This is a genomic window from Pseudoalteromonas haloplanktis ATCC 14393, assembly GCF_000238355.1.
GTDB lineage: Bacteria > Pseudomonadota > Gammaproteobacteria > Enterobacterales > Alteromonadaceae > Pseudoalteromonas > Pseudoalteromonas haloplanktis.
Genome location: NZ_AHCA01000009.1, coordinates 204,888 through 227,431 on the forward strand (window position 1 = coordinate 204,888; position 22,544 = coordinate 227,431).

Genomic DNA, 22,544 nt, shown 5'->3' on the forward strand with positions numbered 1-22,544 from the left:
TTAACACAATGAAAATACTGGTAATAGAAGATTCTGAACCACTTAGACGCAGCTTAGATGTTGGCCTCAATAATCTTGGTTTTACTGTTGATAGTACAGGGGATGGATCTCATGGCTTAAGCATGGCACTCAGCGGCGATTATGATCTCATTATTCTCGACCTAATGCTACCAAGTGTAGATGGCATGAGTATTCTTAAAGCACTACGCAGTACCTCTAGCCAAACCCGTGTACTTATTCTATCTGCCCGCTCAGAAGCGCAAGATAAAATAAACGGCTTGATGACTGGTGCAGATGATTATTTAACTAAACCTTTCTCATTTGAAGAGTTGCATGCCAGAGTGCTGGCACTTTCTCGTCGGGGTCAACTGCACAGCCAGCAAAATACCTTAAGTGTTGGTGATTGCGTGTTAGATTTAGGATTAAAAACTCTGCATTATCAAGGGCAACCTGTAAACCTAACCCGCAACGAGTATAAAATTATTGAATGCTTATTTGGCGCAAAAGGCCGCGTATTGGGGCTTGAAATGATCAGTGAAGCTGTTGTCGGCCAATTTGATATACTGTCAAAAAACGCCCTCGAAGCGCATATTTCTGCAATACGTAAAAAAGTCCGCCAGCTTGGCGGGGAACTCCCTATTAAGAACAAACGAGGGTTCGGCTATGTTGCCTCACAAGACTAAGCTTCATTCGATTAAACGAAAACTAGTAAATAATATTACCGCTGTGATCTCATTGATCTTAGTAACTATTTTTTTAACGGTCGATTTAAGCGTCGATTCTTGGGTCGAGAATCAATTCAATCAATCCTTGTCCAATAAAGCAAATTACTTAAAAACCTTAGTAAAAGATCATGCGGGCAAACTGGAGTTTGATTTTGCCGGTGAGTTTATGTCTGAATACGAGCAAGCTAATGCCAGCGAGTTTTATCAATTGTGGCACGAACAACACACCTTCGAAAAATCCGACTCGTTACAGATCTATCCAGGCGTCGACTTACCTAATATAGATATTCCGATTAATGAATTTAAAATTATTGATTACACTCTACCAAATGGTGAAGAAGGGCGAGCGATGATCAGTCACTTCATTGCTCAGCAAGAAGACGAAAGTGCACGTAATAGTGGTCATTTTAATACTATGGTATTAACAATTGCAGCACCAACTTCAGCATTAAATAAAGTGTTAATCATTATTGATGTCGTATTTTTGCTTACCTGTATTATTACAGTATTTGGCGTACGCTACTTAGTTACCCGCATCGTCAATCGTGGCCTCTATCCACTGAATAACTTAAACGAACAAATTAAACAACTCGATATCACTGGCGCCTCACAAACCATTAAAAGTGACTTTAAGGTAGAAGAGATAGAGCCTATTCGTAATGAGCTCAATAAATTCATCACCACCAATCAGCAGCTCTATCAAAATGAAAAACGCCTTACTAGTGACATTGCTCATGAGTTAAAAACCCCTATTGCAGAGCTAATTAGCCTCTCTGAAGTGGCATTGCGCTACCCCAACGATGAACGCATAACCAGCACCTACACCAGCGATATACTCGCCATTTCGCAGCGCATGAAAACCATAGTTAATAATCTTCTATTATTACAACGAGCTGGTAGCAGCGCCATTGAACTAAACCTTGAAAAGCTCAATTTAAGTGAATTTATAAATGACCTCAGTAACGAACTGCAGTTTAAGCACCCAGATATTGAACAACGATTACAACATGATATTGCCGTGGACCTGCTTGTTACAGTAGATAAGTTTTGTTTGCATACCATTTTGACTAACTTACTCGATAACGCACTATTTTATGGTGTACCTGGCCAAAGCGTTAATTTACGGGTTGAGCAGTTTGCAGACAAAACGACTATTACTCTCTGCAATGCCCTTACAGAACCATTAAGTGAACAACAACTAGAAGCGATTTTTGATCCGCTTTATCAACTAGATAGTTCACGAACGAACAACCAGCGTCACGGTTTAGGGTTATCGATAGTAAAAAGTTTATGCAACTTAAACCACTTTAGTATCAGCGCTAAAAATAAACCGGATACTCGCTTAGCACTAATTTTAACATTACCTAGATAGAATATTAGTTTATATTATCTCGGTAATTTATTAATAAGGACAATTATGAACCTCACCCAACGTATTAGCAGTTACTTTATTTTATCGCTTTTCCTGTGTATTAGTTTTGCCAGTCATAGTGAACCGGGCCTTTGGCAAATCGAGAAAAACGGTATTAACAGCTATTTATTTGGCACCGTGCATGTAGGTGATGCCAGCATGAAAGGTCTACCAGAGAAAGTCACTAAAGCCATTGATGCCAGTGATAAAGTAATTGTTGAAGTTGATATCAGTGCAATTAGCCCAATGGAAATGCAACGACGCTCTATGCCGTTTATGATGCTAAAAAATGGTAAGACCCTGCAAAGTGAGTTATCAGAGCAAAACTACGCTAAGTTAAAAGAATACTTCAGCAAAAAGTCGATAGATATTGCGATGTTTAATAACCTAGCCCCATGGGCGGTAATGGTAACCATGATGCAAATGGAATTCCAAAATGCTGGATTTTCTGATCAAACAGGTATCGATAAGCAAGTACTTGCTTACGCCAAAGATAATAATATAGCAGTGGGCGAGTTAGAAACCCTTGAATATCAAATGGAAATGTTTAACCACATGTCATTGTTAAGCAATGAGATGATTGAAGAAACGTTTGAACAACTTGCCGACGTAGAAACCTATTTTATTACCTTAGTGGATGCGTGGAAAAACGGTGACATGGTCACGCTAACTAAGTATTACAATGAAAGTTTTGACGACAGTAACTATGGTGAGATCAGCGAACAAGTGATGCTGATTGAACGTAACAATAATTGGGTAACAGAACTCACGCCACGCATCGGTAAAGAAAAGTTATTTATCGCCGTAGGCGCCCTACACTTACCAGAGCAACACGGTTTATTAAAACAATTTAAAGACCAAGGTTTTACAGTAACTCGTCTTTAATGACTCACAAATAGACACTTCATCTGCTTGGCTAGCAATAGCCAAGCGGGCTAATTTATTGTCCTCCCTCATTTACTGCTCATTCCCTTTTTCTTTGTGCAAAAAAATTTAAGTAAGTTATTCACAAAGAGGTTAAGAGACGCTGCGCTTTAGAGGAATATAGAAGTAGCTGCTGCGCTAATATCGTAAGGACACTGAAATTATAAAAGTGGCCGCCTGCTTCCTTTAGAAGTCGATATCAGCTCCATCACCTTTACCGCCTAATAAGCCTCTCAATAACCCCCCTAGTATCCTAAGCAACCAGATTATAAGCTCAATAGGGAACTCAACTATAAGTTCAAGCTTGTCAATTATAGCGCTTTCTGAAACACGCTTACCGCGTTTTTTGCTTGGCCAAACAAGGTAAGTAAAAAGATAAAAGACAAACCCTGCAAACAAGTATGTCCAGTCAAAATGGACAATTAGCATCCCCATGATCAAAAAAGTGCCAGCGATAAATCCCAACGTCGCGACGGCTATCCTTATAGATTCCATAGTTAATTAACCTCCCTAAGCTCTAAAATGAAATGAAATGACATCCAGTTGATTTTTTCATTTAAGATTATGACCAAAAAAAGCTGACAAGTTTACACAATATACTTTTCAACAATACTTATTGACAGAAATAATTAGTCACAAAGAGCTTAAAAGGCGACAACTAGCTTGAAAAAAGCGGCAAGACAATAGCTGGCTGAAACTGGCAAGGTAAGAGAAAAAAGCCAACTGCTTTTTTGCCCATTTAATTGCCTTGATATATTTTTTATACCATAATCCAGTATATATTGGTATTTAAAAAATTTTACATTATGGCTAAGAATACAAGCGTAACATTAGGCGATCATTTCGATAAATTTATAAATCAGCAACTTAACTCAGGTCGTTATGGCTCAGCAAGTGAAGTAATACGTGCTGGTTTAAGAGCCCTAGAAGATCAGGAAATAAAGACAATGAATTTACGCAATATGCTAATTGACGGTGAAAACAGTGGCGTTGCGGATTACTCGTATGATTCTTTGATTTTAGAGCTGGACAAAGATAACCACTAATGTCGCAATTCGAAGTATCAGGAAAAGCCAAAAGCGATTTAATAAAAATAGCCAAATATACTCAGTTAACTTGGGGTACAGCGCAAAGAAATGACTATTTAAAACTGTTAGATAGTACTTTCCAGCAATTAGCCGACGAACCTATGCAGGGAGTTCATTGCGATTACATAAGGGAAGGTTATCGAAAACGGCCGCAAGGTAGTCACGTAATTTATTATAAAGAACATAAAACAAAGCAAATTTTAATCGTGAGAATATTACACAAAAGTATGGATGTTAACCGCGCGCTCTGAAAAATATAACGAGCCTGTAGAATCACTTGTTTCTAATTTATTGTTATTGATGGTTCAAACATAGCCGAGTTGCTATTTTGCCCCCATCATTTACTGCTCATTCCCTTCTCTTTGTACAAAATGTGTTTAAGTGAATTACTCACAAAGAGGTTAGGCAACTAGATCCTGAGGTTGACGTAGGTCGTGCTTTAGCGCGTCAATTACAATAACTAAAGCTGTCGCCATAAATGACGACCTACAATTTGCTAGGTGTATACCCACAGCCCGTTGCTCGAACCCCATGGCTTGTCATCCCCTGCTCTTTGTGCAAAATGTGTTTAAGTGAATTACTCACAAAGAGGTTAGGCAACTAGATCCTGAGGTTGGCGTAGGTCGTGCTTTAGCGCGTCAATTCCAATAACTAAAGCTGTCGCCATAAATGACGACCTACAATTTGCTAGGTGTATACCCACAGCCCGTTGCTCGAACCTCGTGGCTTGTCATTCCCTGCTCTTTGTACAAAATGTGTTTAAGTGAATTACTCACAAAGAGGTTAAGAGGCGCTGCGCTTTAGAGGAAGTAAACGAATTTGTTTATTGATTTTTAATTGACCGTCAATTGATAAAACGGTCAAAAAGACTACTAGCGCCTATCGACAGGTTAAGACTCATATCTATTAGGCATTCTGACTAGTATAAACTTCTCAATTCATAGCCTAATTGTTCATGCAACTTTTCATAAATATCTGAATAAGCAACATAATGTGTTTCAGCCTCACATTCATTTTTAGACCTATTACACTTGGTAGCTGCTGTTTGTAGTTCATCTAATTTATTGCGTAGTTTGTCGTTTGATACACGCTGAATTAAAATTGATGTTTTTGAATTCAACTCAAATAGTTGTTCATCTAAATTTTCCGGAATATGTTCTTTCCATTCACAAGTTAAGTCGTAAATTTTCATTTTTGATCGATATGAGCGAGAACAGGTGAGAATATATTTTCGAATTTCAATTTGTAATTCGAGTAACGTTTCTCTTTGAAATACTCTTGCACGTTCTTCTCGATCTTGAATTTTGGTGTTTTTTGAAATTTTATATGTAATCCAATTTGTCATCGCTGTAGTAGCAATACTTGCTGTAGCACCTACAAGCGTACCAGCAAACCCCCAAGTCATTGCATCCATAGTAGCTCCACTGTGATATATCTAACAATTTAATCAAAGAGTACTTTCCTCTTTTTTATACAAAAGGCGCGTTCTCTTATTTACATTACCCATTAATAACAAATTACGTAACTGTTTGCTATCCATATAACCAAACCACCTCAAGATGCAGAATTCAGCGTTTCTCGGATGCTTAATATCAAGGCGTTACTTTGCAAGAATGGCTGTTGGGTTTCGTAGCACTCAACCCACTCTACGGTGATAAACTTAACGCCGAGCTGCTCTGGTTTTTCCTAGCGCCTAGTCTCTAGAACCTTTCTCTACCCCTAGCACCTTCTCTACCCGCTAAAATCTGCCATATCTAAGTAGTGTTCAATACCGGCTATTTTATCTTTGGCGTGGTGGTTTACATAAATTACTGTGCTACTGCCTGCGGCGCATATTTTTTCGATTAGCAGTAAAACACGCTGTCGATTGGCTTCATCAAGCCCTAAGCATGGCTCGTCTAAAATCAGTAATGTTGGGTGTTTTACCATAGCGCGGGCAATTAACAACATGCGTTGATCGCCGTAAGACAGTTGAGTAAATGGGGTATTTTTAAATTCACTTAAGCCCAATAGCGCTAACCATTGTATGGCAAGGTCAAGCTGGCGTTGTGTTGGCTTTTGATACAGGCCTATACTGTCGTAAAAACCCGATATTATGGTGTTGAGTGCGCAGATACTAACGCGATAGTCCATGTGCAAGGCATTGGAAATATAGCCTATATATTGTTTGATTTGCCAAATGCTTTCGCCACTGCCACGCTGAAAACCAAATACCTTGATATCATTGTTGTAACACTGCGGATTATCGCCGGTGATTAAGTTAAGTAGGCAGGTTTTGCCGGAGCCATTTTTACCACTTAACTGCCAATGTTGCTGTGCTTTGATTGTCCAGTTTAAATTGCTAAAAATAATCTGGCCATTATAACTGACGCTGGCATTTTGCAATCGTACTAACTCAGGATCATGAAACGCAGGGGCGCTGAGCTGCATATCTTTGCCAGGAATGGTTAAGTCTGTATGCGCTAAATGTAATAGTTTAAATAATTCATCGCGCTGTTTTTCGTCAGGGTTTGCGAGCTGATACTGCAATTCACCGGCAATTACATAGCCATAATGACTAATAAATGCTGGGATTTCAGCTAAACGATTAAGTACAAAGACCATGGTCATACTATCGCTTAGCGCTGCCAATATGGTATTTAATCGCTCAGTACTTTCAACATCTAAGCCATCAAAGGGTTCATCAAGTACGATAAGTTCAGGGCGATTACTGAGTGCTTTGATCAACATCAGCTTGCGTGTTTCACCTGTGGAGAGTGCGCGTAAACGTTGCTTAAGTAATGGCTCAAAAGCAAACCCAGTAATTAGCTGCTGGCATAACTGCTCATCAAAGTTTGCACTTGCTTGTTGATAAATTAATTCTGACACTAATTTAGGATCAGTTTTACCATCGGTGATATCATCTTGGTCAACTAATAACTCGGCGGCAAGTAATTGCTTTTGCATGTCTGAAGAGACTATTTCCATACGCTCAAAATCACAACGTCGCGTACCACTGACAATATTAGCCTGATCGAGTAGGACTGCAGTAATGGCTGATTTACCAGCTCCGTTACCACCAAGTAGCACCCAATGCTGATTGCTATCAACCTGCCACGTTAAGTTACTTAGCGCGAAGCTCACGTGTTCATCAACGCCTAGATTAGCCGTTACATTATTAAGTTTAATTGACTTCACAGTACTTCCTATCAACCCACCATAGTTAATTACTTAGTTTGAAAGTACATGACTTTAATAAACATGGCTATAGAATAAAATTCACGCCGTTTAAACCTTTTTAAATTTGCTTACGTCTAATCTATAAAGCCAACAACAATGAGTAACAATAATGAACATACTTAGCACCATTAGCCTAGCCGCACTATTATTAACCAGCAGTGTTACAGCCCATGCCGAGCAAAAAATTGAACGGACGTTTGATGTCACGGCCAATCAAGCATTGGCAATCAACGTGCCGGTTGGCAGTTTAGAATTTAGCACTCACCAAGGTAATCACGTTACGGTGTCGATTGAACTCAAAGCAAAAAATGACAGCTGGTTTAGCGATGATGTGGCACTGGAAGATATCACTTTAAAGCATCAACAAAATAACGATACGCTGAGCCTGTCGATTGAAAATGACGAAGTACAACAAAACTGGCAGGTCAGCCTACCTACAAGCATGGCTATAGATATAGAGTTAGGCGTGGGCGATATTGAACTCACTGATTTTGCTAACACAGCTAACATCGATGTTGGTGTAGGGGCTGTAAGGATCAGCAGTGCATTAGATGATTACCAAACAATCACCCTTGATAGTGGCGTTGGCGATACCAAGGTATCAGGAATGAAAAATGATGCTAAGCATAGCCGCAAAATGGTGAGTTCAACCAGTAAATACCGTGGTGATGGCCAATACAGTATTAATGTTGAGGTTGGTGTGGGCGATATCAAAGTTCGCCACTAGCAGCAATCAGCCCTTATCAAAGACATGTATAAGGGCTTTTTCAATCTCACTCACTCCAAATGGTTTATACACATGAGCGTTCGCGCCTAAATCATACGTACGTTCTAAATCGCTGGCAGCAGTATTAGCTGTAACAACTATAATTGGGGTCATTGAATGAAGCTCTTGGCGAATTATATCAATTGCTTGAAAACCATCCATCACTGGCATATTTAAATCCATAAAAATCACATCAAAGCTATTCTCAGTGACTTTTTCTGTTGCAATTAGACCGTTTTCAGCCGTTATTACACTGTAGTTAAAGTTGCTTAAAATACGCGATAAAATCGTCGCATTTAGTAAATTATCTTCCACTACTAAACAATTTAACGATGCCGGTAATAACGCGGGCTCTGCTGTTGATTCTAATTCAGCCAGTGGCATGCGGATCTTAACTTTTGCGCCATGAGGCGATAGATCCTTAAATTCAATTCCCCCTTGCATAGCACTAATAATATGCTGAACGCGTACTAAACCTGTTTGTAAGCCTTGAAAGTTATTGTCGCTATCTGTGCTATCTACATTTAAATAAGGGTAATTTTGTGCAAACCCAACTCCGCTATCCGTCACCGCAATGTGCAATTGACCGTCCCGATAGTTTACTGATATTGCAATTAAACCCTTGCTGGTATATTTAATCGCGTTACTTAATAGTTCTGTGATCACTTGCTGTAAACGCTTATGATCTAGCATGACGTTTTGATTTAAGTCGGCACTTAAGTTTACTTCAAGTTGTAGATTTTTAGTCTCACATGCATAGTTAAATGGAGTGATTACGGATTCAAGGCTCGTCAGTAAATTTTGCATAACTGGCTTTAGTTGCCACTGGCCTGCATTAAATTGTTGTAATTCGTGCAGCTCATCCAACATAGTAACAATCCTACTAGCACAATACTTAGCTTGCTTTTGCACTTGTTGTTGGTTTGCTGGTAGCTGTAGTTGCTCAATCGAATTAACAAGCCCTTGTAATGGCGTCCTAAACTCATGGCTTGCCCGTGCAATAAAACGTTCTTTGTAATGGCTGATCTGTTCTACTTGCGCTTTTTGTTGTTGATACTTATTGATCGTCGCTGCAACTAAGTGCTCCATTGGCCGAAAGATAAATTTCAACTCAATAAGTAATAAAGCCAATGTGGTAAACCAAAAGCTTAATTCTAGGTAGGATAATAGTTGTGACTTCTGTTGTGCGTGCTGCTCAAATAAAGTAACTGCTCCATCCAGATCTTTCAGCAATGCTTCGCTATCCGCTACATGAAATAACTGATCTACTGTTCTGGCATTACGATTATTTACTATTAATTGCGCTTTATCTAAATATGCTTGGGCGCTTTGCGCAAGGTTTACTGGTGGAGAAAAATAATAACTAACGAGCTCATCGTTTAAATACGTATAACCACCATTTGCTTGCTGTTGTACTAAAAGTGCATGGCCCGCAGTAAACTCTGCAATTGCTTGCTCTAAAACTGCAAGATGCAACGGCGTATCTAAGCCTGTTTCTGTTATTAGTGCATTACTATGCCACGCTATTTTTTGCGATAACATACGCTGCTTACCCACTACGTTAATAATATGCGCGTCGTCTTTTTGCACAAACAGCATATACTGAATTAACAGTGCGGTTGCAGTACTGAGGATGGCAATCGCTAATAATGCCCAACGGTAGAGAGAGCGAATATTAGCAATGATTTGAATCATAAGAGGCTCTTTTTCTGTTAAGTGTAGCCCAAGCCTAATAATCTGACACTGTGCACTAATAGAATCAAGCCCATTTTAATCTGAGCTTGGTTCTACCAGCTTTATTTACTACCTATTTTCTAAACGATTATAATCAAATAAGCCGTATTCTACGCCACGGTATTGCTGAGCAACCCGATGCAAAATATCGCTGTATTGCCAAAACTGCGGGTGGGTACGGCGAATAGCAAATTGGCTCTTCAGTGCCCTATAATCGGCCTCAACCTGCATCATTGGTAACTGCTCCGCAAAAGATGCAACCTGTTGCGGATTGTTCAAATACCAAATAGCTTCAGGGTAATCACCAATAAAACCTGGCACGATTGTGACTGTGTCCTCTGCGTAAGCTCGCTGCCCTTCTTCGTTTAATAAGCTCGAAATATTATAGTGAGCATTGTGGTGGATCAAGGTATACGCTTGATGCTCTTTATCACCATCTTTGACTAAAATATAAGAGATTTGTGGCAGTAGATTAACGGCCTTGGCGGGCATTTTATTTAACTGCTGTAACGGCTCTGGAACCTGTTTATAGTCATAACGAGGGCTAAGCACTGGTTTTAAAGTTTGCTTAATTAACCCATACAACTCGTGTTGTTGATCTTGAGTTTGATACTCCACCCCAGTTGGTTGGCTAAAGCTCTCACCGCTTTTAAAAAATTCAGTTAGACTTGTTGGCGATTTACGATACCAGTTTGCTTTGAGCTGTTTACGTTGTTGTTGTGGTAGCAGAGCTAAAAAGTTTTGCTCGCCCTCAAGACGGAGGAAATCCATGTACAAACGCGTAATGAGCTGATGGCCTATATTGCCATACACATCAAACCCCGCCACCAGCAAATAGTGAATACGTTCAAATAATGCATAGTCTAGTACCCACATGGTTTTCGGCTCTTGACCTATAAAGCCTTTAACCACAGTCGCACTATCGAAATGGCGAAATATAGTCAATGCGGCATTATCATTAACCCCTTCACCACGCCATAACACGTCGGTGGTAAGGTTTTCGCCATTTTTGAACATGCTATTTGCCAGTTTTACTTTTGCTTCAAGGTAAGCACTTTGTCGCTGTGAATATTTTACCCAACTTGAAATTGGTAAAGCATTACTTTCTTCGGCGGCAGGTAGCGCCAGTGCATCTTCATGTTGCATTAGCATTTGCCCCACTTCTGGTGTTGCAGCCTTATCTGGATCTGCAAACGCCACCCAAAAATGGTCGTTAATAACATTTAAAGCAATTTGACCACGACATACTGGCCCCTTGATAAAGCCCATAATAATCAACTCAGCTTCATCAAGCATAAATTGATACTTAGATTTAGTAGGGATTGCCGCAAAGGATTTAAATGGATTCGATGCTACGTCAGCCGTATAACTCGGCATTTTTTCAACTTTGTAATCAGGTTCAATAAACTGGTGATATAAACGTGCTAACTTTGTATCATCCAAGGCAAGTGGTAAGTGTGTTTTGGCCAAAATAGTTGATCTATCATGCATCAAACGGTAATACACTCGCTCTACCTTAGGATCATCGTATGGACGACGCGTATTGACCAATACAATATCTTGCCCTGGCGGGGTCGTTGAACGCACTAGTTTAAAGAAGCTTTTTTCGCCATCCTGTGCAAAGTAAATATGCGCCAAATACCAATGTTCAAAGATATAGCGCGCAGCTAACTGGTGCTTTAAACCATCTTGATTTAAAAAGCTTTCCCAACGCTGAGCCTGTGCAAGCACGGTTTTACTTGGCGGTTTAATATGCGCCATTTTACCACCATTTTTAAGCCAATTCTCTAAGTGCTTAAATTCGGTTCGTGAAATACCCGGTAATCCGTAAGGCATCCCCGCATGCGGCTGGCTATCAGCCAAACGGTCAAACTCCCCTATCGAAGCACAACTTTGGGAACGATCTAGTGAAAAATCAAACTCATCATCAAGCACACCTTCTTCAGGTAAAGGAGAACTCATTTTCAGCACAAGACTGTTATATAACACGCTGCCTGCAAGATTAGCTTGTTCTGATTGCTCTCGCTCATTGAGCACTGGGACAAAACCTTTTTCTCGCCATTGACTGGTTTGTGTCGCATCAAACAGTAAGCGGCTTGGTGTTGACGCTAACAAACGGGTGCCGTCATACACAAGCTCTTTACTTAAGCCACGGTCGATCCCTTCTGGCGATGATAGTTTTAACTGACATGGCGCATCATAGCAACCGTGACACACCACACAACGGCTTTCAAGTACAGGTTGTACATGCTGTAAAAATTCAGCGCCACTGCCCGTGTTATGAGCAACAATACGTTGCTGCGTTTGCTCTGGGCCAAAAAGCTCATCGTAATGGGCTGCACCTAAATAAGCGCAGCCACTTAGCACAATAAACAACATGCTTAATAAAAAAGGCTTTTTCATCGCTTTATTCGTCCTCATCATCACCTAAATCAAAGGTCGGCATCATATCCATTTGCGGTGACACAAATGTGTGATCTGACTTAGTATCTAGCACTGCACTTAATAAAGGCCCGTGGCTTAAAGTCAACTGTGCATGATGTGCCTGCGAAACTAGCTCACTAAAAACAGGGTTATGCGCTTCGACCAAGTAATCTGCAATAGTAATTGCAACGCTACTATCAGGCGTAGGGTTTTGACAAAGCTGAGTAAGTAAGTCGTCATCTAAAAGTACACTGATCAACAGATCTGGTGCCTCTAAATCTCGCTCATTTAAGGTTTCATCAAAAAGAAATAACGGTAAGGTTAAACTGCTATCTTGCTCTAATTCCATGTGCTGCTCTCTAAATACGACTGTTCTGGCTTTTAATAGAGCGATTATAGCAAATAATAGTATTAAAAATTAGCGAAAGATTTCAACAGTTAGTGGAGTTTTATAGCAATTCGCTTAATTAAGGAGTCAATTTTGAGGCAAGCAAACCTCGTCGATAACAAGGCAAAAATTTCGTTATTTAGTTGCTATAAATCAGAAATTTTTAACGCCGTTAGCGTCAGGTTTAATCCCTCAAAATGATTTTATTATTGCGAATTGGTATTACTCACCAACTGTTGAAATATAGAAGTGCTGTTTGGCAAATTTACCAAGGTAGGGTTTCACCATTTGAATGCCAAAAACCACCCGTATTACTCAAGCTTAGTTCATCTATGCGTTGTATTAAGCGCTGTGCTGATAATTCTGGCGAGATATCGCCTGCAAAATTAACCATTTGCGTTTGCACAAAACCTGGATGAAATAACCCAACAGCAATTTTTTTACTTTTTAATTCATGAGCTAAACTCACTGAGGCCGCATTCAGTGCAGCTTTTGACATGCGATAACCAATATAGCCTCCAGAGCCATTATCAGCAATTGACCCCATACGAGAGGTGATCATGGCGACTTTAGCATCAACACCTAAACTATGGATCAAAGCATGAGTCACGCGGATCGGTGCCACCGCATTGACTGCAATTTGTTGATTGAGCGTATCAAAATCCATTTCTGCCATACTTTCATTATGGAAAATACCAGCATTGTTAATGAGTAAGTCGATCTTATGACCATGCAATTGGCTTTCTAGGGTGTCAATATCAGCAGCGTTAGCAACATCGATATTGCTGATCACTGTAACGTCTAACTCTTTAAGTTCATCGCTTGGTGTACGTACCACAGCCGTAACTTGGTAGCCTTTTGCTAAATATTGCTGACATAAATTAAGGCCGATGCCACGATTTGCGCCAGTAATTACTACGTGCTTTGTCATCAATTTCTCCATATTGCTGTTAATTTAACCTGTTCTAATTACTTGGGGTAATTCCACAAAATACAAGAACTAAATATAAAACTGAAACTACAACTGCAAGCCTTTCGTTCTATGCTATGTTAAATACACCACCCTTTCATCACGCTCATTATGTATAAAGTTTTATTGATATTTTTTGTTAGCTTATTTACAACAGCCAGCGCTGCTAATAATTACACTATTAATGTGTCAGAAAGTGCGTCTTATCAGTTAGGTCAAGCTCAAATTGAAACGCTATTTAATAAAATTTATGCGCCTTTAGATATAACGCCACACTACATTTTTTTACCAAGCAAGCGAGGGCTTGAGCAAGTAAATGCCGGATTATATGATGCCGAAGCTGGACGATTTACTATTATTGGCAATCAATATAAATCACTATTAATGATACCGACTCCTCTCGCTGAACTTAAAATTGTACTTTTTTGTATTGAAGAATCATTCTGCCAGCTAGATGTCAATCAAGGGTTTTTAACTATTTCGGGGACTTTATTTACCGAAGCACTGTGTGAATCCAAGTTATTAAGCTGTAATACCGTGATCAATGATAAATCAGCCTTTATCGCATTAAAAAAACAACGTGCTCATGCCATCATTGGTAATAGCTTATTTCCTAAAGGCACTTTATGTGAATCCGGGTTAGAGCAAGTCTATATCCGAGAAATTCTAGGGCAATCATTTCCTCTTCATCACTTTATTCACAAACGCCACCAAGCGCTTTTAGCACCACTTGAACAGTCAATTTCGAAGCTAAAAGCAAGTGGTGAAATTACTGTTATATTGAATGAGATTGCTAATGAGTTTACACACTGCAATGGCAAAATCATTGAGCTGCCACCAATACAGTTAAACAGCTCTATTGACGATGGATTAATCTTGAATATCATGAATTGACGATGTCATGATCGAAAACACCGCACCTTGCGGATCGGTGATTACACTAAAACGCCCTACTTCAGGAATATCAGTTGGCGGTACACACACTTCACCACCAAGTTGCTGTGCGGTGGCAGCGTAATTATCACAATCATCTACCGCAAAATAAATCATCCAATGAGCAGGAATGTCAGCTGGCCACTCTTCTGTCATTTCTAGCATTCCAGCAACAGGTTGATCGGCGATGGTGAATAATGTGTAACTCATGCCTTCCATTGGTTTTTCGACGCATTTCCAGCCCAATAATTGGCAATAAAAATCACGGCTTGCAGCGCTATTACGTGTTGCTAACTCATGCCAATACGGAGTGTTTAGCTCCCCTAAGCGCTTACAGCCTTTATGCTCATTAGCTTGCCATAGCGCAAACAGTGCGCCACCAGGCTCATTCAGTAACACCATACGCCCAGCGTCCATCACATCATGCGGGCCAGCAATGATATCAGCACCTAATTTAGTGGCTTTGGCAGCTACTTCATCAATATTATCTACCGCAATATAAGCTAGCCAATGGCTCGGTGTGCCTGCGGTTTTTTGCTCTAATGACATTTGATACATAGCGGCTATATCATCGCCTTGCTTTTGTAACATAGTGTAATAAAGATCATCACCAATCGGTTGGTCATCTGCCGCCCAAGAAAATAACTCAGTATAAAAAGCTTTGCCATTTTTCCAATCAGTTGTACATAACTCAGACCAACAAAAAATCCCATGGGGATGATTTACTTTTGTTTCACTCATGCTTTATTCGCCTTAAAAAATACGTCTATTAAAATTAAAAGAGGAATGCCATTTTCGCCAATTTTATTTATGACATAGCCTGTACTGACACAGCTATTAATTTCATTAATAGCAATAGTTGCTGGTAATTCGAGCTGAATATATTGCTAATAGAGCTAAATAAATGTATAAATACGAACAATTTTTACTACCATAACAAATAGTGATTGTATTGTGTCCATGAAATATTACTTACCGTTTTTACTAACTCCTTTAGCTGCATTCGCTAATTCTCAAGCCGATATTGAACAGATCACAATATCAACCACTCGTAGTTCAGCTCCTGTGAGCACTGTACCAGCGACAATTAACGTGATTAGCGCAGAAGACATTGCAAAGCAATTGGCTCACACCCAAGATCTATCGCAGATTCTGGGTAACTTATTACCGAGCTTTTCACCAAGTCGACAAAAAATGACCAGTGCAGGTGAAACACTGCGTGGTCGAGAACCACTTTATATGATCGATGGCGTGCCACAATCAAATCCATTACGTAATGGTTCTCGTGATGGCAATACCATTGATCCTGCCATGATCGAGCGCATTGAAGTGATCAGCGGTGCCAATGCGATTCAAGGTATGGGCGCAAGTGGCGGTATTATTAATATTATTACCAAAACACCGGGCGACAATAATCATCAAGTAACCGCTGGTTTTAGCGCGCCAACAACTGGCGGTAGTGATAGCCAAAGTTATAAAGCCAGCTATTTGTTCAGTCAGGAAAAAGATGATTTAAGTATCGTTGCAGGCGTATCAGCACGTAGTACAGGTATGTACCGTGATGGTAATGGCAATTTAGTCGGTCTCGATGGTACCCAAGGCGACACCCAAGATTCAACCAGTTTGGACCTATTCTTTAAAGCGAAATACCAATTAGATAGTGAGCAAAGCCTACAAGTGATGTTCAACCATTACAAAATTGAAGGTAATGGCGACTATATTGCAACCGATGGTGATGTAACAACTGGGATCCCAACGGGCGCAGAAAAAGGTGATGTTGAAGGTGCAACCCCTCGTAACAGAGTTACGACAGCCACGGTTGATTATGTGCACAACAACCTCGCTGGCGGCAGTTTGTCGCTTCAACTCTTTATGCAAGACTTTGCTGCTATGTATGGCGGTGGCAACTTTGCAACGTTTCAAGATCCCAACTATGGTGATGACATTTTTGATCAATCTCAAAACAAGTCACAAAAGTTCGGTAGCCGCCTAACTTATGCCAAAAATAACCTTGCTGGCAGCGACTTTGATTTAGTCACCGGACTTGACTTATTAAGCGATGAGACCTACCAAGAGCTTGCACAAACCGGCCGCAACTGGGTTCCAGAAACAAAATTTAATAATGCTGCTCCTTTTGCACAATTACGTTTTGATGGCCTTGAAGATTGGACCTTCAACGTGGGCGCTCGCTACGAATACGGTAAGCTAAAAGTTGATGATTTCACTACCCTTGCCTCTTACGGCAGTACCTTTGTTGAAGGTGGCGAGCCAAGCTTTAACGAATTACTCGGTAATGTCGGTGTCGTATATCAAATGACGGATGATCTACGCTTTTACGCCAGCTACAGCGAAGGCTTTAGTATGGCTGATGTGGGTCGAGTACTACGTGGTATTAATCAGCCTGGGCTATCTGTTGAAAGCTTTTTAAACTTAGAACCGGTGATCTCTGACAATCGTGAAGTAGGCCTTGAATATAACAATGACTTGTTTAGCTTTAAAGCCAGCTATTTTGAATCAGACTCTGATTTAGGCTCTCGTTTACAAGCAGATGCCGATGGTATTTACAGTGTACAACGTGAACGTACCGAAATATCGGGTATAGAAGCAAACTTACAATACTTCTTCAATGACGATACGACCTTTGGCGCTAATTATGCAGATACCGAAGGGCAATATGATGGTGATGGTGACAATGTTGTAGAAAGTGACTTAGGCGGCAGTAATATTTCACCAACGCGTCTGAATGTATTTTGGCAGCAACAGTGGACAAATAGTATCAACAGTCGTCTACAAGCTAACAAATTATTTGACCGTGATTATAACACCGGTGGTGAGTTTGAAGGTTATACCACTGTTGATTTATCAGTGAACTATCAAACTCAGCAATACGGCGCATTTAGCTTAGGTATTGATAATTTAACCGATGAGTTTTATATCACTTATTACGGCCAAACTAACCCTGCTGCGACCCGTTACTTTGCGGGTACTGGCCGAGTGGCCAGTGTAAATTGGAGCTTTGGTTTCTAACTGTAAATGAGTTATTGATTAGTAAGAGCGCTTCGGCGCTCTTTTTAATGACTATGCCCACCACTCAGTGCTTTACCGTTAGCATCATAAAAACCTGACGCACCATGCTCAATAAAACCTAGGTTAATCATTTTAGCTAAGAATGGGTCGCTCTCATTATCACCAATATCGGCGTAATCAGTCGTTTGGTAACTATCCCAATTGGCAAACTGTTGTAACACGTCAGCTTTATCAAAATGTACCGACACTAAGCTTAATGTTTGCGTTAACTGTGGCTTGCTAATACGCATTGAACTTATCAGCTTTTTATTTACCAACCATGCCAGTTCAATCTTAGTATCACCTTGTACTAACTGATAATTTTGCAGACGCTCACACCCTTCACCTTGCTCATTGGTTAGCGTCATTTTGGCAATAAAGTTATCACTCACTAATTGATACTTAGTACTCCAATCTTGCTGGCCGTGCACCTCTGTTGGCTGATATTCAATACCACGCTGTTGTGCTTGGAAATATCGAATAGGCCTGATCTGTTGATTACGTAACTGCTGCCATACTTCAACTAATTCATGGCCTTGCTCGGCAACTTGATGCGGCGTTCGCCACAATGTAAATTGTTGATCCTTTGTAAGCGCATTGGTTGTCGTCTGCTGATTGCTAACCTGATAGTGTGCTTGTACATATTGGCTATCAAGGTCGCATTGTGCGGCACTGGCCAATGGAGTTATGAATGCTAACGATGCGATGAGTTTTTTCACTGATTTCTCTTTTTTATCTAATACTGAGGAGCACTGTAAAGTGTTTATTTGGCAAATTAATGACAAAGAGCAACTCATCTACGAGTTGCTCTTATAATCTAACAGTGTTGTGCTCTTAGTTAGCCACTGTCATTTAATTAGCCACTTTGTCATCAGCTTGTTGCACTAAATCAGCAGCGTAATCCATAACATGAAAAATAAAGCTTTGTTCATTAGTACCAGTAACAAGGTGGGCACCTGGGCCGCGAGCATAAACCCCTACATCTTCACCTGCATGGGTTTCAGATGAAAGCGGGACTAACGCTTCTTGGTGGAAGCCTGGGCTTTGTGTATTAATATCAGTTAAATCAACACGACCCGTAACAGGAGCAAAGTTATAGCCTGCATCTGCATCGGTTTCCTCACCTAAATCTCTAAATCCACCCCCATTGGTATAACCAACTGTGGTGTACGGCATGTTGTCTGCCGCAAGGCTTGGCTCAGTTTCACCCACAGCAACCACTTTACCTAAAATTGGATTACCACGTTTAGGGTAACCTGCAATGGTAAATACATGGCTGTGATCAGCTGTAACAATAATTAATGTATCTTCAATGCTGGTTTTATCAAGTGCAACTTGCACCGCTTTTGACAACTCAATTGTATCGTTTAACGCATTATAAGCATTACCCGCATGGTGAGCATGGTCAATTCGCCCTGCTTCTACAGTTAAGAAAAAGCCTTTGTCGTTATTATCTAATACGTCTAATGCTTTTGCTGTCATTTCTGATAAAGAAGGCTCTCCCGCAATATCGTTACTGCGGTCTGCTTCATATTGCATGTGGGATTCATTAAATAAACCAAACACTTGCTTAGTATTTACCACATCAATCGCGTCAAAGCTCGCTTGGTCCATTACGTATTGACCATTTGGATATTTAGCCTGCCACTCTGCCGTTAAATCGCGCCCATCAGTACGATCACCTTCTACTGAGCTTACTGCATCGGCTGAATTAAATGACGCATCTTTAGGTAAGAAGTGACGCCGACCGCCGCCCATTACCACTTCGATACCATCAACGTCGATGCCAGCAAAACGTGTTTCCAAATTCTTTTCAAAATTAACCAGTTGCGAAGCGATATCCTCACAATTTGCAGCCTCAGACTCAGGCATATCGGAGATATCTTCCCAATTACGGTTAGCCGCTTTAGCATAAGCTGCAGCTGGTGTGGCATGAGTAATACGCGCAGTTGAAATAATACCGGTTGATTTACCCGCAATTTCAGCCAGCTCTAATGAAGTAATAAGTTCATGACCTTTACCTGACAAACAATTGCCGTTAACCACTGCTTCATCAATACCAACAACACCGACATCTGTTTTTACACCCGAAACCATTGCTGTCATAGTACCCGCAGAGTCAGGTGTTTGTGCGTCTACATTGTAAGTTTTAGCAAAACCTGAAAATGGGAGTGTTTCAAAACTTAGTTGGTGTTCTTCACCCATTTTTCCTTGTAACTGACCCGCTAAAATACGCGCTGCGGTGACTGTCGAAATACCCATACCATCACCAACAAACAGAATTACATTCTTCGCTTTACCTGATTCTGTAATAATATTAGCTATATTATCTTGGCTAGTAGCGAGTTTAGTTTTGGCTTCTTTAAACCAAGTATTTGTTGTAAGCGGCGCTAGCTGCTGTGCATTTAATGACGTTGCAGGGTCATTACATACAACAGATGTCGCAGTAACTTCATCCGCATCAAGTTCACCATTTTGATTGGTGTCTTCACCCGTTAAGGTTTCAATGCCACCATTGATACATTGCTCAGAGCCCACAGTAATTGCGTTTTCCACAGTCAGTGAATCAATTTTATCATCGTCATCAGAACAACCTGCTAATGCAACAACCACGGCAAGAGATATTAAATTTAATTTTTTCATTGTCATCACCATTATTCTTCTATTAGTTCGAGCGCTTGATTGATTATGTGGAAAATTACATTTTGCTCCACCACACCTTGTGCTAACTGCGCGCCTGGTCCCATTGCGTGTAATGAAATATCTTCACCAGCATGGGTTTCTGAGCCCATTGGCACTGTGGCCTCTTGATGAAAACCAGCAGCTAAAGTATCTACACCACTCAAATCTACACGCCCTGCGGCTGCCGCTTCTGAATACGACGCATCGGCATCTGTTTCATCGCCTAAATCTCTAAAGCCTAAACCATTTGCGTAACCAACTGTGGTATATGGCATGCCATCAGCTGCAAGCGTTGCCGTGTCGCTACCAACAGCAACTACTTGCCCTAGAATTGGATTACCACGCTTTGGGTAACCAGCAATAGTGAATACATGACTATGATCCGCAGTCACTAAGATAAGTGTTTCACTTGGATCGGTATTTTCTACAGCAGCTTTAACCGCATTGGCCAACTCAATAGTGTCATTTAATGCGTTATAAGCATTGCCCGCATGGTGAGCGTGATCGATACGACCTGATTCAACCGTTAAGAAGAAGCCTTTTTCATTATTTTTCAGGATATCTATGGCTTTAGTCGTCATCTCGGTCAGTGAAGGCTCGCCAGCAATATCATTGCTGCGGTCTGCTTCATATTGCATGTGAGATTCATTAAATAATGCCAACGCACGCGTTGTATCTGTGCTTAAGCTGTCAAAACCAGCCTGATCAACCACATATTTACCTTCAGGATATTGCTGTTGCCACTGCGCCGTTAAGTCACGCTCATCAGTGCGGTCACCTTCGACCTCACTCATCGCATCGACAGAATTAAACGCCGCATCTTTTGGTAAGAAATGACGACGACCACCACCCATTACAACTTCAAGACCATCAACATCAACACCAACAAAACGCGCTTCTAAATTCTTCTCAAAATTAACTAACTGTGAGGCGATATCTTCACACCCTGCAGCAACCGCATCTGCTGGCATATCTGAGATATCTTCCCAGTTACGATCGGCTGACTTTGCATAGGTTGCAGCCGGTGTCGCATGGGTGATACGTGCAGTAGAAACGATTCCAGTAGCTAAGCCTTTTATTTCAGCAAGTTCAGTAGCCGTAATTAATTCATTACCTGCTACCGTTGCACAGTTACCGCGCTCTATATTTTCGTTTACACCAATAACACCCACATCCGTTTTAACACCAGAAATAATAGCCGTCATGGTGCCTGCTGAATCTGGCGTTTGCGCATCTACGTTATAGGTTTTTACTTGCGCAGAATATGGAAACTCTTCAAAACTCAAAAAGCCTTCTTCACCTAAAGCGCCTTGTTGTTGACCCGCAAGAATACGCGCCGCGGTGAGCGTTGATACACCCATACCATCGCCCACGAATAGAATTACGTTTTTTGCTTTTGTAGCGGGTGCGGTAGTAGCCATTGCCTGCTTAGCCGTTATTTTGCTTTGCGCATCGCTATACCATTCATTTTTTGTTTGATTATCTGGTAATACAGCCGCATTTGCCGTTGCAGACAATGCCAATGTAAAACCAATTGCAGTCGCAATTTTATTAATTTTCATTTTTAAATTCCGTTAGTACGTTATGAACAAGAAAGTTAGTAATAATCAGAGCAATCATACTAGGCAGAATTTGTGACTGAAAAAGTGACTTTAGATTACATAAAAATGAAAGGTTTGATTGAATTTAATTTGTTATATCATAACGTTACGATGGGTAAGCTATCAGCTATCAGCTATCAGCTATCAGCTATCAGCTATCAGCTATCAGCTATCAGCTATCAGCTATCAGCTATCAGCTATCAGCTATCAGCTATCAGCTATCAGCTATCAGCTATCAGCTATCAGCTATCAGCTATCAGCTATCAGCTATCAGCTATCAGCTATCAGCTATCAGCTATCAGCTATCAGCTATCAGCTATCAGCTATCAGCTATCAGCTATCAGCTATCAGCTATCAGCTATCAGCTATCAGCTATCAGCTATCAGCTATCAGCTATCAGCTATCAGCTATCAGCTATCAGCTATCAGCTATCAGCTATAAAATTTGCCCGCTTCAACTTTCATGTCAAGACGAATTTGTCTTAAACTGACGGCTGGCGGCTTACAGCTCAAATCGCAGACATTAAAAAACCCGAGACTAGGCTCGGGTTTTTTTAGTATTAATTAGCTAGGCTAACTATTACTCTACGATAGTTGCTACAACACCAGCACCT

General features: G+C 40.6%; 20 protein-coding genes. 9 read left to right on the forward strand and 11 right to left on the reverse strand.

Features of this window, described 5'->3' with window-relative positions:
• Positions 1-8: 8 nt before the first annotated feature.
• From PHAL_RS0116775 to PHAL_RS0116785, 3 genes are read left to right on the forward strand one after another with little or no spacing between them, the layout of a single operon-like run.
• Positions 9-683 carry a response regulator transcription factor gene (locus PHAL_RS0116775; RefSeq protein ID WP_016709591.1) on the forward strand — a complete coding sequence of 225 codons (675 nt, stop codon included), beginning with the start codon at positions 9-11 and terminating at the stop codon, positions 681-683.
• Positions 664-2,097: a sensor histidine kinase gene (locus tag PHAL_RS0116780; RefSeq protein WP_016709592.1), complete on the forward strand. Its 1,434-nt coding sequence runs from the start codon at positions 664-666 to the stop codon at positions 2,095-2,097. The genes PHAL_RS0116775 and PHAL_RS0116780 overlap by 20 nt, the downstream gene beginning before the upstream one ends.
• A gap of 45 nt (positions 2,098-2,142) precedes the next feature.
• On the forward strand, positions 2,143-3,021 hold the full coding sequence (locus tag PHAL_RS0116785) for a TraB/GumN family protein (protein WP_016709593.1): 879 nt from the start codon (positions 2,143-2,145) through the stop codon (positions 3,019-3,021).
• 225 nt (positions 3,022-3,246) lie between these two features.
• Here the strand turns inward: PHAL_RS0116785 and PHAL_RS0116790 are convergent, their stop codons facing one another.
• Entirely contained in the window at positions 3,247-3,555 is a 309-nt protein-coding gene (locus PHAL_RS0116790; RefSeq protein ID WP_016709594.1) for a hypothetical protein, read from the reverse strand.
• Positions 3,556-3,866: 311 nt separating this feature from the next.
• Here PHAL_RS0116790 and PHAL_RS0116795 point away from each other — a divergent pair, with 311 nt between their 5' ends.
• Positions 3,867-4,106 carry a type II toxin-antitoxin system ParD family antitoxin gene (locus tag PHAL_RS0116795; protein WP_016709595.1) on the forward strand — a complete coding sequence of 80 codons (240 nt, stop codon included), beginning with the start codon at positions 3,867-3,869 and terminating at the stop codon, positions 4,104-4,106.
• Complete coding sequence (locus tag PHAL_RS0116800) at positions 4,106-4,399, forward strand: type II toxin-antitoxin system RelE/ParE family toxin (RefSeq protein ID WP_016709596.1); 294 nt, start codon at positions 4,106-4,108, stop codon at positions 4,397-4,399. The genes PHAL_RS0116795 and PHAL_RS0116800 overlap by 1 nt, the downstream gene beginning before the upstream one ends.
• A gap of 668 nt (positions 4,400-5,067) precedes the next feature.
• Here the strand turns inward: PHAL_RS0116800 and PHAL_RS0116805 are convergent.
• Both PHAL_RS0116805 and PHAL_RS0116810 read right to left on the reverse strand, forming a co-directional pair.
• The gene (locus tag PHAL_RS0116805) at positions 5,068-5,562 is read right to left on the reverse strand and encodes a hypothetical protein (protein WP_016709597.1); all 495 of its coding nucleotides are present in this window, start codon (positions 5,560-5,562) and stop codon (positions 5,068-5,070) included.
• A 317-nt stretch (positions 5,563-5,879) separates the two neighbouring features.
• Entirely contained in the window at positions 5,880-7,325 is a 1,446-nt protein-coding gene (locus PHAL_RS0116810) for an ATP-binding cassette domain-containing protein (protein ID WP_016709598.1), read from the reverse strand.
• A gap of 151 nt (positions 7,326-7,476) precedes the next feature.
• Here PHAL_RS0116810 and PHAL_RS0116815 point away from each other — a divergent pair, with 151 nt between their 5' ends.
• Entirely contained in the window at positions 7,477-8,094 is a 618-nt protein-coding gene (locus PHAL_RS0116815; RefSeq protein WP_016709599.1) for a hypothetical protein, read from the forward strand.
• A 6-nt stretch (positions 8,095-8,100) separates the two neighbouring features.
• Here PHAL_RS0116815 and PHAL_RS0116820 read toward each other — a convergent pair whose 3' ends face one another.
• The 4 genes from PHAL_RS0116820 to PHAL_RS0116835 all read right to left on the reverse strand — a co-directional run bounded on the left by PHAL_RS0116820 (position 8,101) and on the right by PHAL_RS0116835 (position 13,610).
• Entirely contained in the window at positions 8,101-9,828 is a 1,728-nt protein-coding gene (locus PHAL_RS0116820) for a response regulator (RefSeq protein WP_016709600.1), read from the reverse strand.
• A 108-nt stretch (positions 9,829-9,936) separates the two neighbouring features.
• Entirely contained in the window at positions 9,937-12,270 is a 2,334-nt protein-coding gene (locus PHAL_RS0116825) for a fatty acid cis/trans isomerase (protein ID WP_016709601.1), read from the reverse strand.
• Between the two features lie 4 nt (positions 12,271-12,274).
• Positions 12,275-12,640, reverse strand: coding sequence for a hypothetical protein (locus PHAL_RS0116830; RefSeq protein ID WP_016709602.1), 366 nt, complete (start codon positions 12,638-12,640; stop codon positions 12,275-12,277).
• Between the two features lie 304 nt (positions 12,641-12,944).
• Positions 12,945-13,610: an SDR family oxidoreductase gene (locus tag PHAL_RS0116835; protein WP_016709603.1), complete on the reverse strand. Its 666-nt coding sequence runs from the start codon at positions 13,608-13,610 to the stop codon at positions 12,945-12,947.
• Between the two features lie 150 nt (positions 13,611-13,760).
• On the opposite strand from PHAL_RS0116835, the gene PHAL_RS0116840 reads away from it, so the two are divergent.
• Positions 13,761-14,543, forward strand: coding sequence for a hypothetical protein (locus tag PHAL_RS0116840; protein WP_016709604.1), 783 nt, complete (start codon positions 13,761-13,763; stop codon positions 14,541-14,543).
• Here the strand turns inward: PHAL_RS0116840 and PHAL_RS0116845 are convergent.
• On the reverse strand, positions 14,520-15,323 hold the full coding sequence (locus PHAL_RS0116845) for a VOC family protein (protein WP_016709605.1): 804 nt from the start codon (positions 15,321-15,323) through the stop codon (positions 14,520-14,522). The genes PHAL_RS0116840 and PHAL_RS0116845 overlap by 24 nt on opposite strands.
• 219 nt (positions 15,324-15,542) lie before the next feature.
• Between PHAL_RS0116845 and PHAL_RS0116850 the strand changes: the two genes are divergently transcribed.
• Complete coding sequence (locus tag PHAL_RS0116850; protein ID WP_016709606.1) at positions 15,543-17,609, forward strand: TonB-dependent receptor; 2,067 nt, start codon at positions 15,543-15,545, stop codon at positions 17,607-17,609.
• A gap of 44 nt (positions 17,610-17,653) precedes the next feature.
• Here the strand turns inward: PHAL_RS0116850 and PHAL_RS0116855 are convergent, their stop codons facing one another.
• The 3 genes from PHAL_RS0116855 to PHAL_RS0116865 all read right to left on the reverse strand — a co-directional run bounded on the left by PHAL_RS0116855 (position 17,654) and on the right by PHAL_RS0116865 (position 21,892).
• Positions 17,654-18,367, reverse strand: coding sequence for a hypothetical protein (locus tag PHAL_RS0116855; RefSeq protein WP_029216210.1), 714 nt, complete (start codon positions 18,365-18,367; stop codon positions 17,654-17,656).
• Between the two features lie 133 nt (positions 18,368-18,500).
• On the reverse strand, positions 18,501-20,291 hold the full coding sequence (locus PHAL_RS0116860) for an alkaline phosphatase (protein WP_029216211.1): 1,791 nt from the start codon (positions 20,289-20,291) through the stop codon (positions 18,501-18,503).
• A gap of 11 nt (positions 20,292-20,302) precedes the next feature.
• Positions 20,303-21,892: an alkaline phosphatase gene (locus PHAL_RS0116865; protein ID WP_016709609.1), complete on the reverse strand. Its 1,590-nt coding sequence runs from the start codon at positions 21,890-21,892 to the stop codon at positions 20,303-20,305.
• A 72-nt stretch (positions 21,893-21,964) separates the two neighbouring features.
• Between PHAL_RS0116865 and PHAL_RS24275 the strand changes: the two genes are divergently transcribed.
• Positions 21,965-22,372 (forward strand): hypothetical protein, encoded by a 408-nt coding sequence (locus tag PHAL_RS24275; protein ID WP_016709610.1) that lies wholly within the window; start codon positions 21,965-21,967, stop codon positions 22,370-22,372.
• Positions 22,373-22,544: the final 172 nt, after the last annotated feature.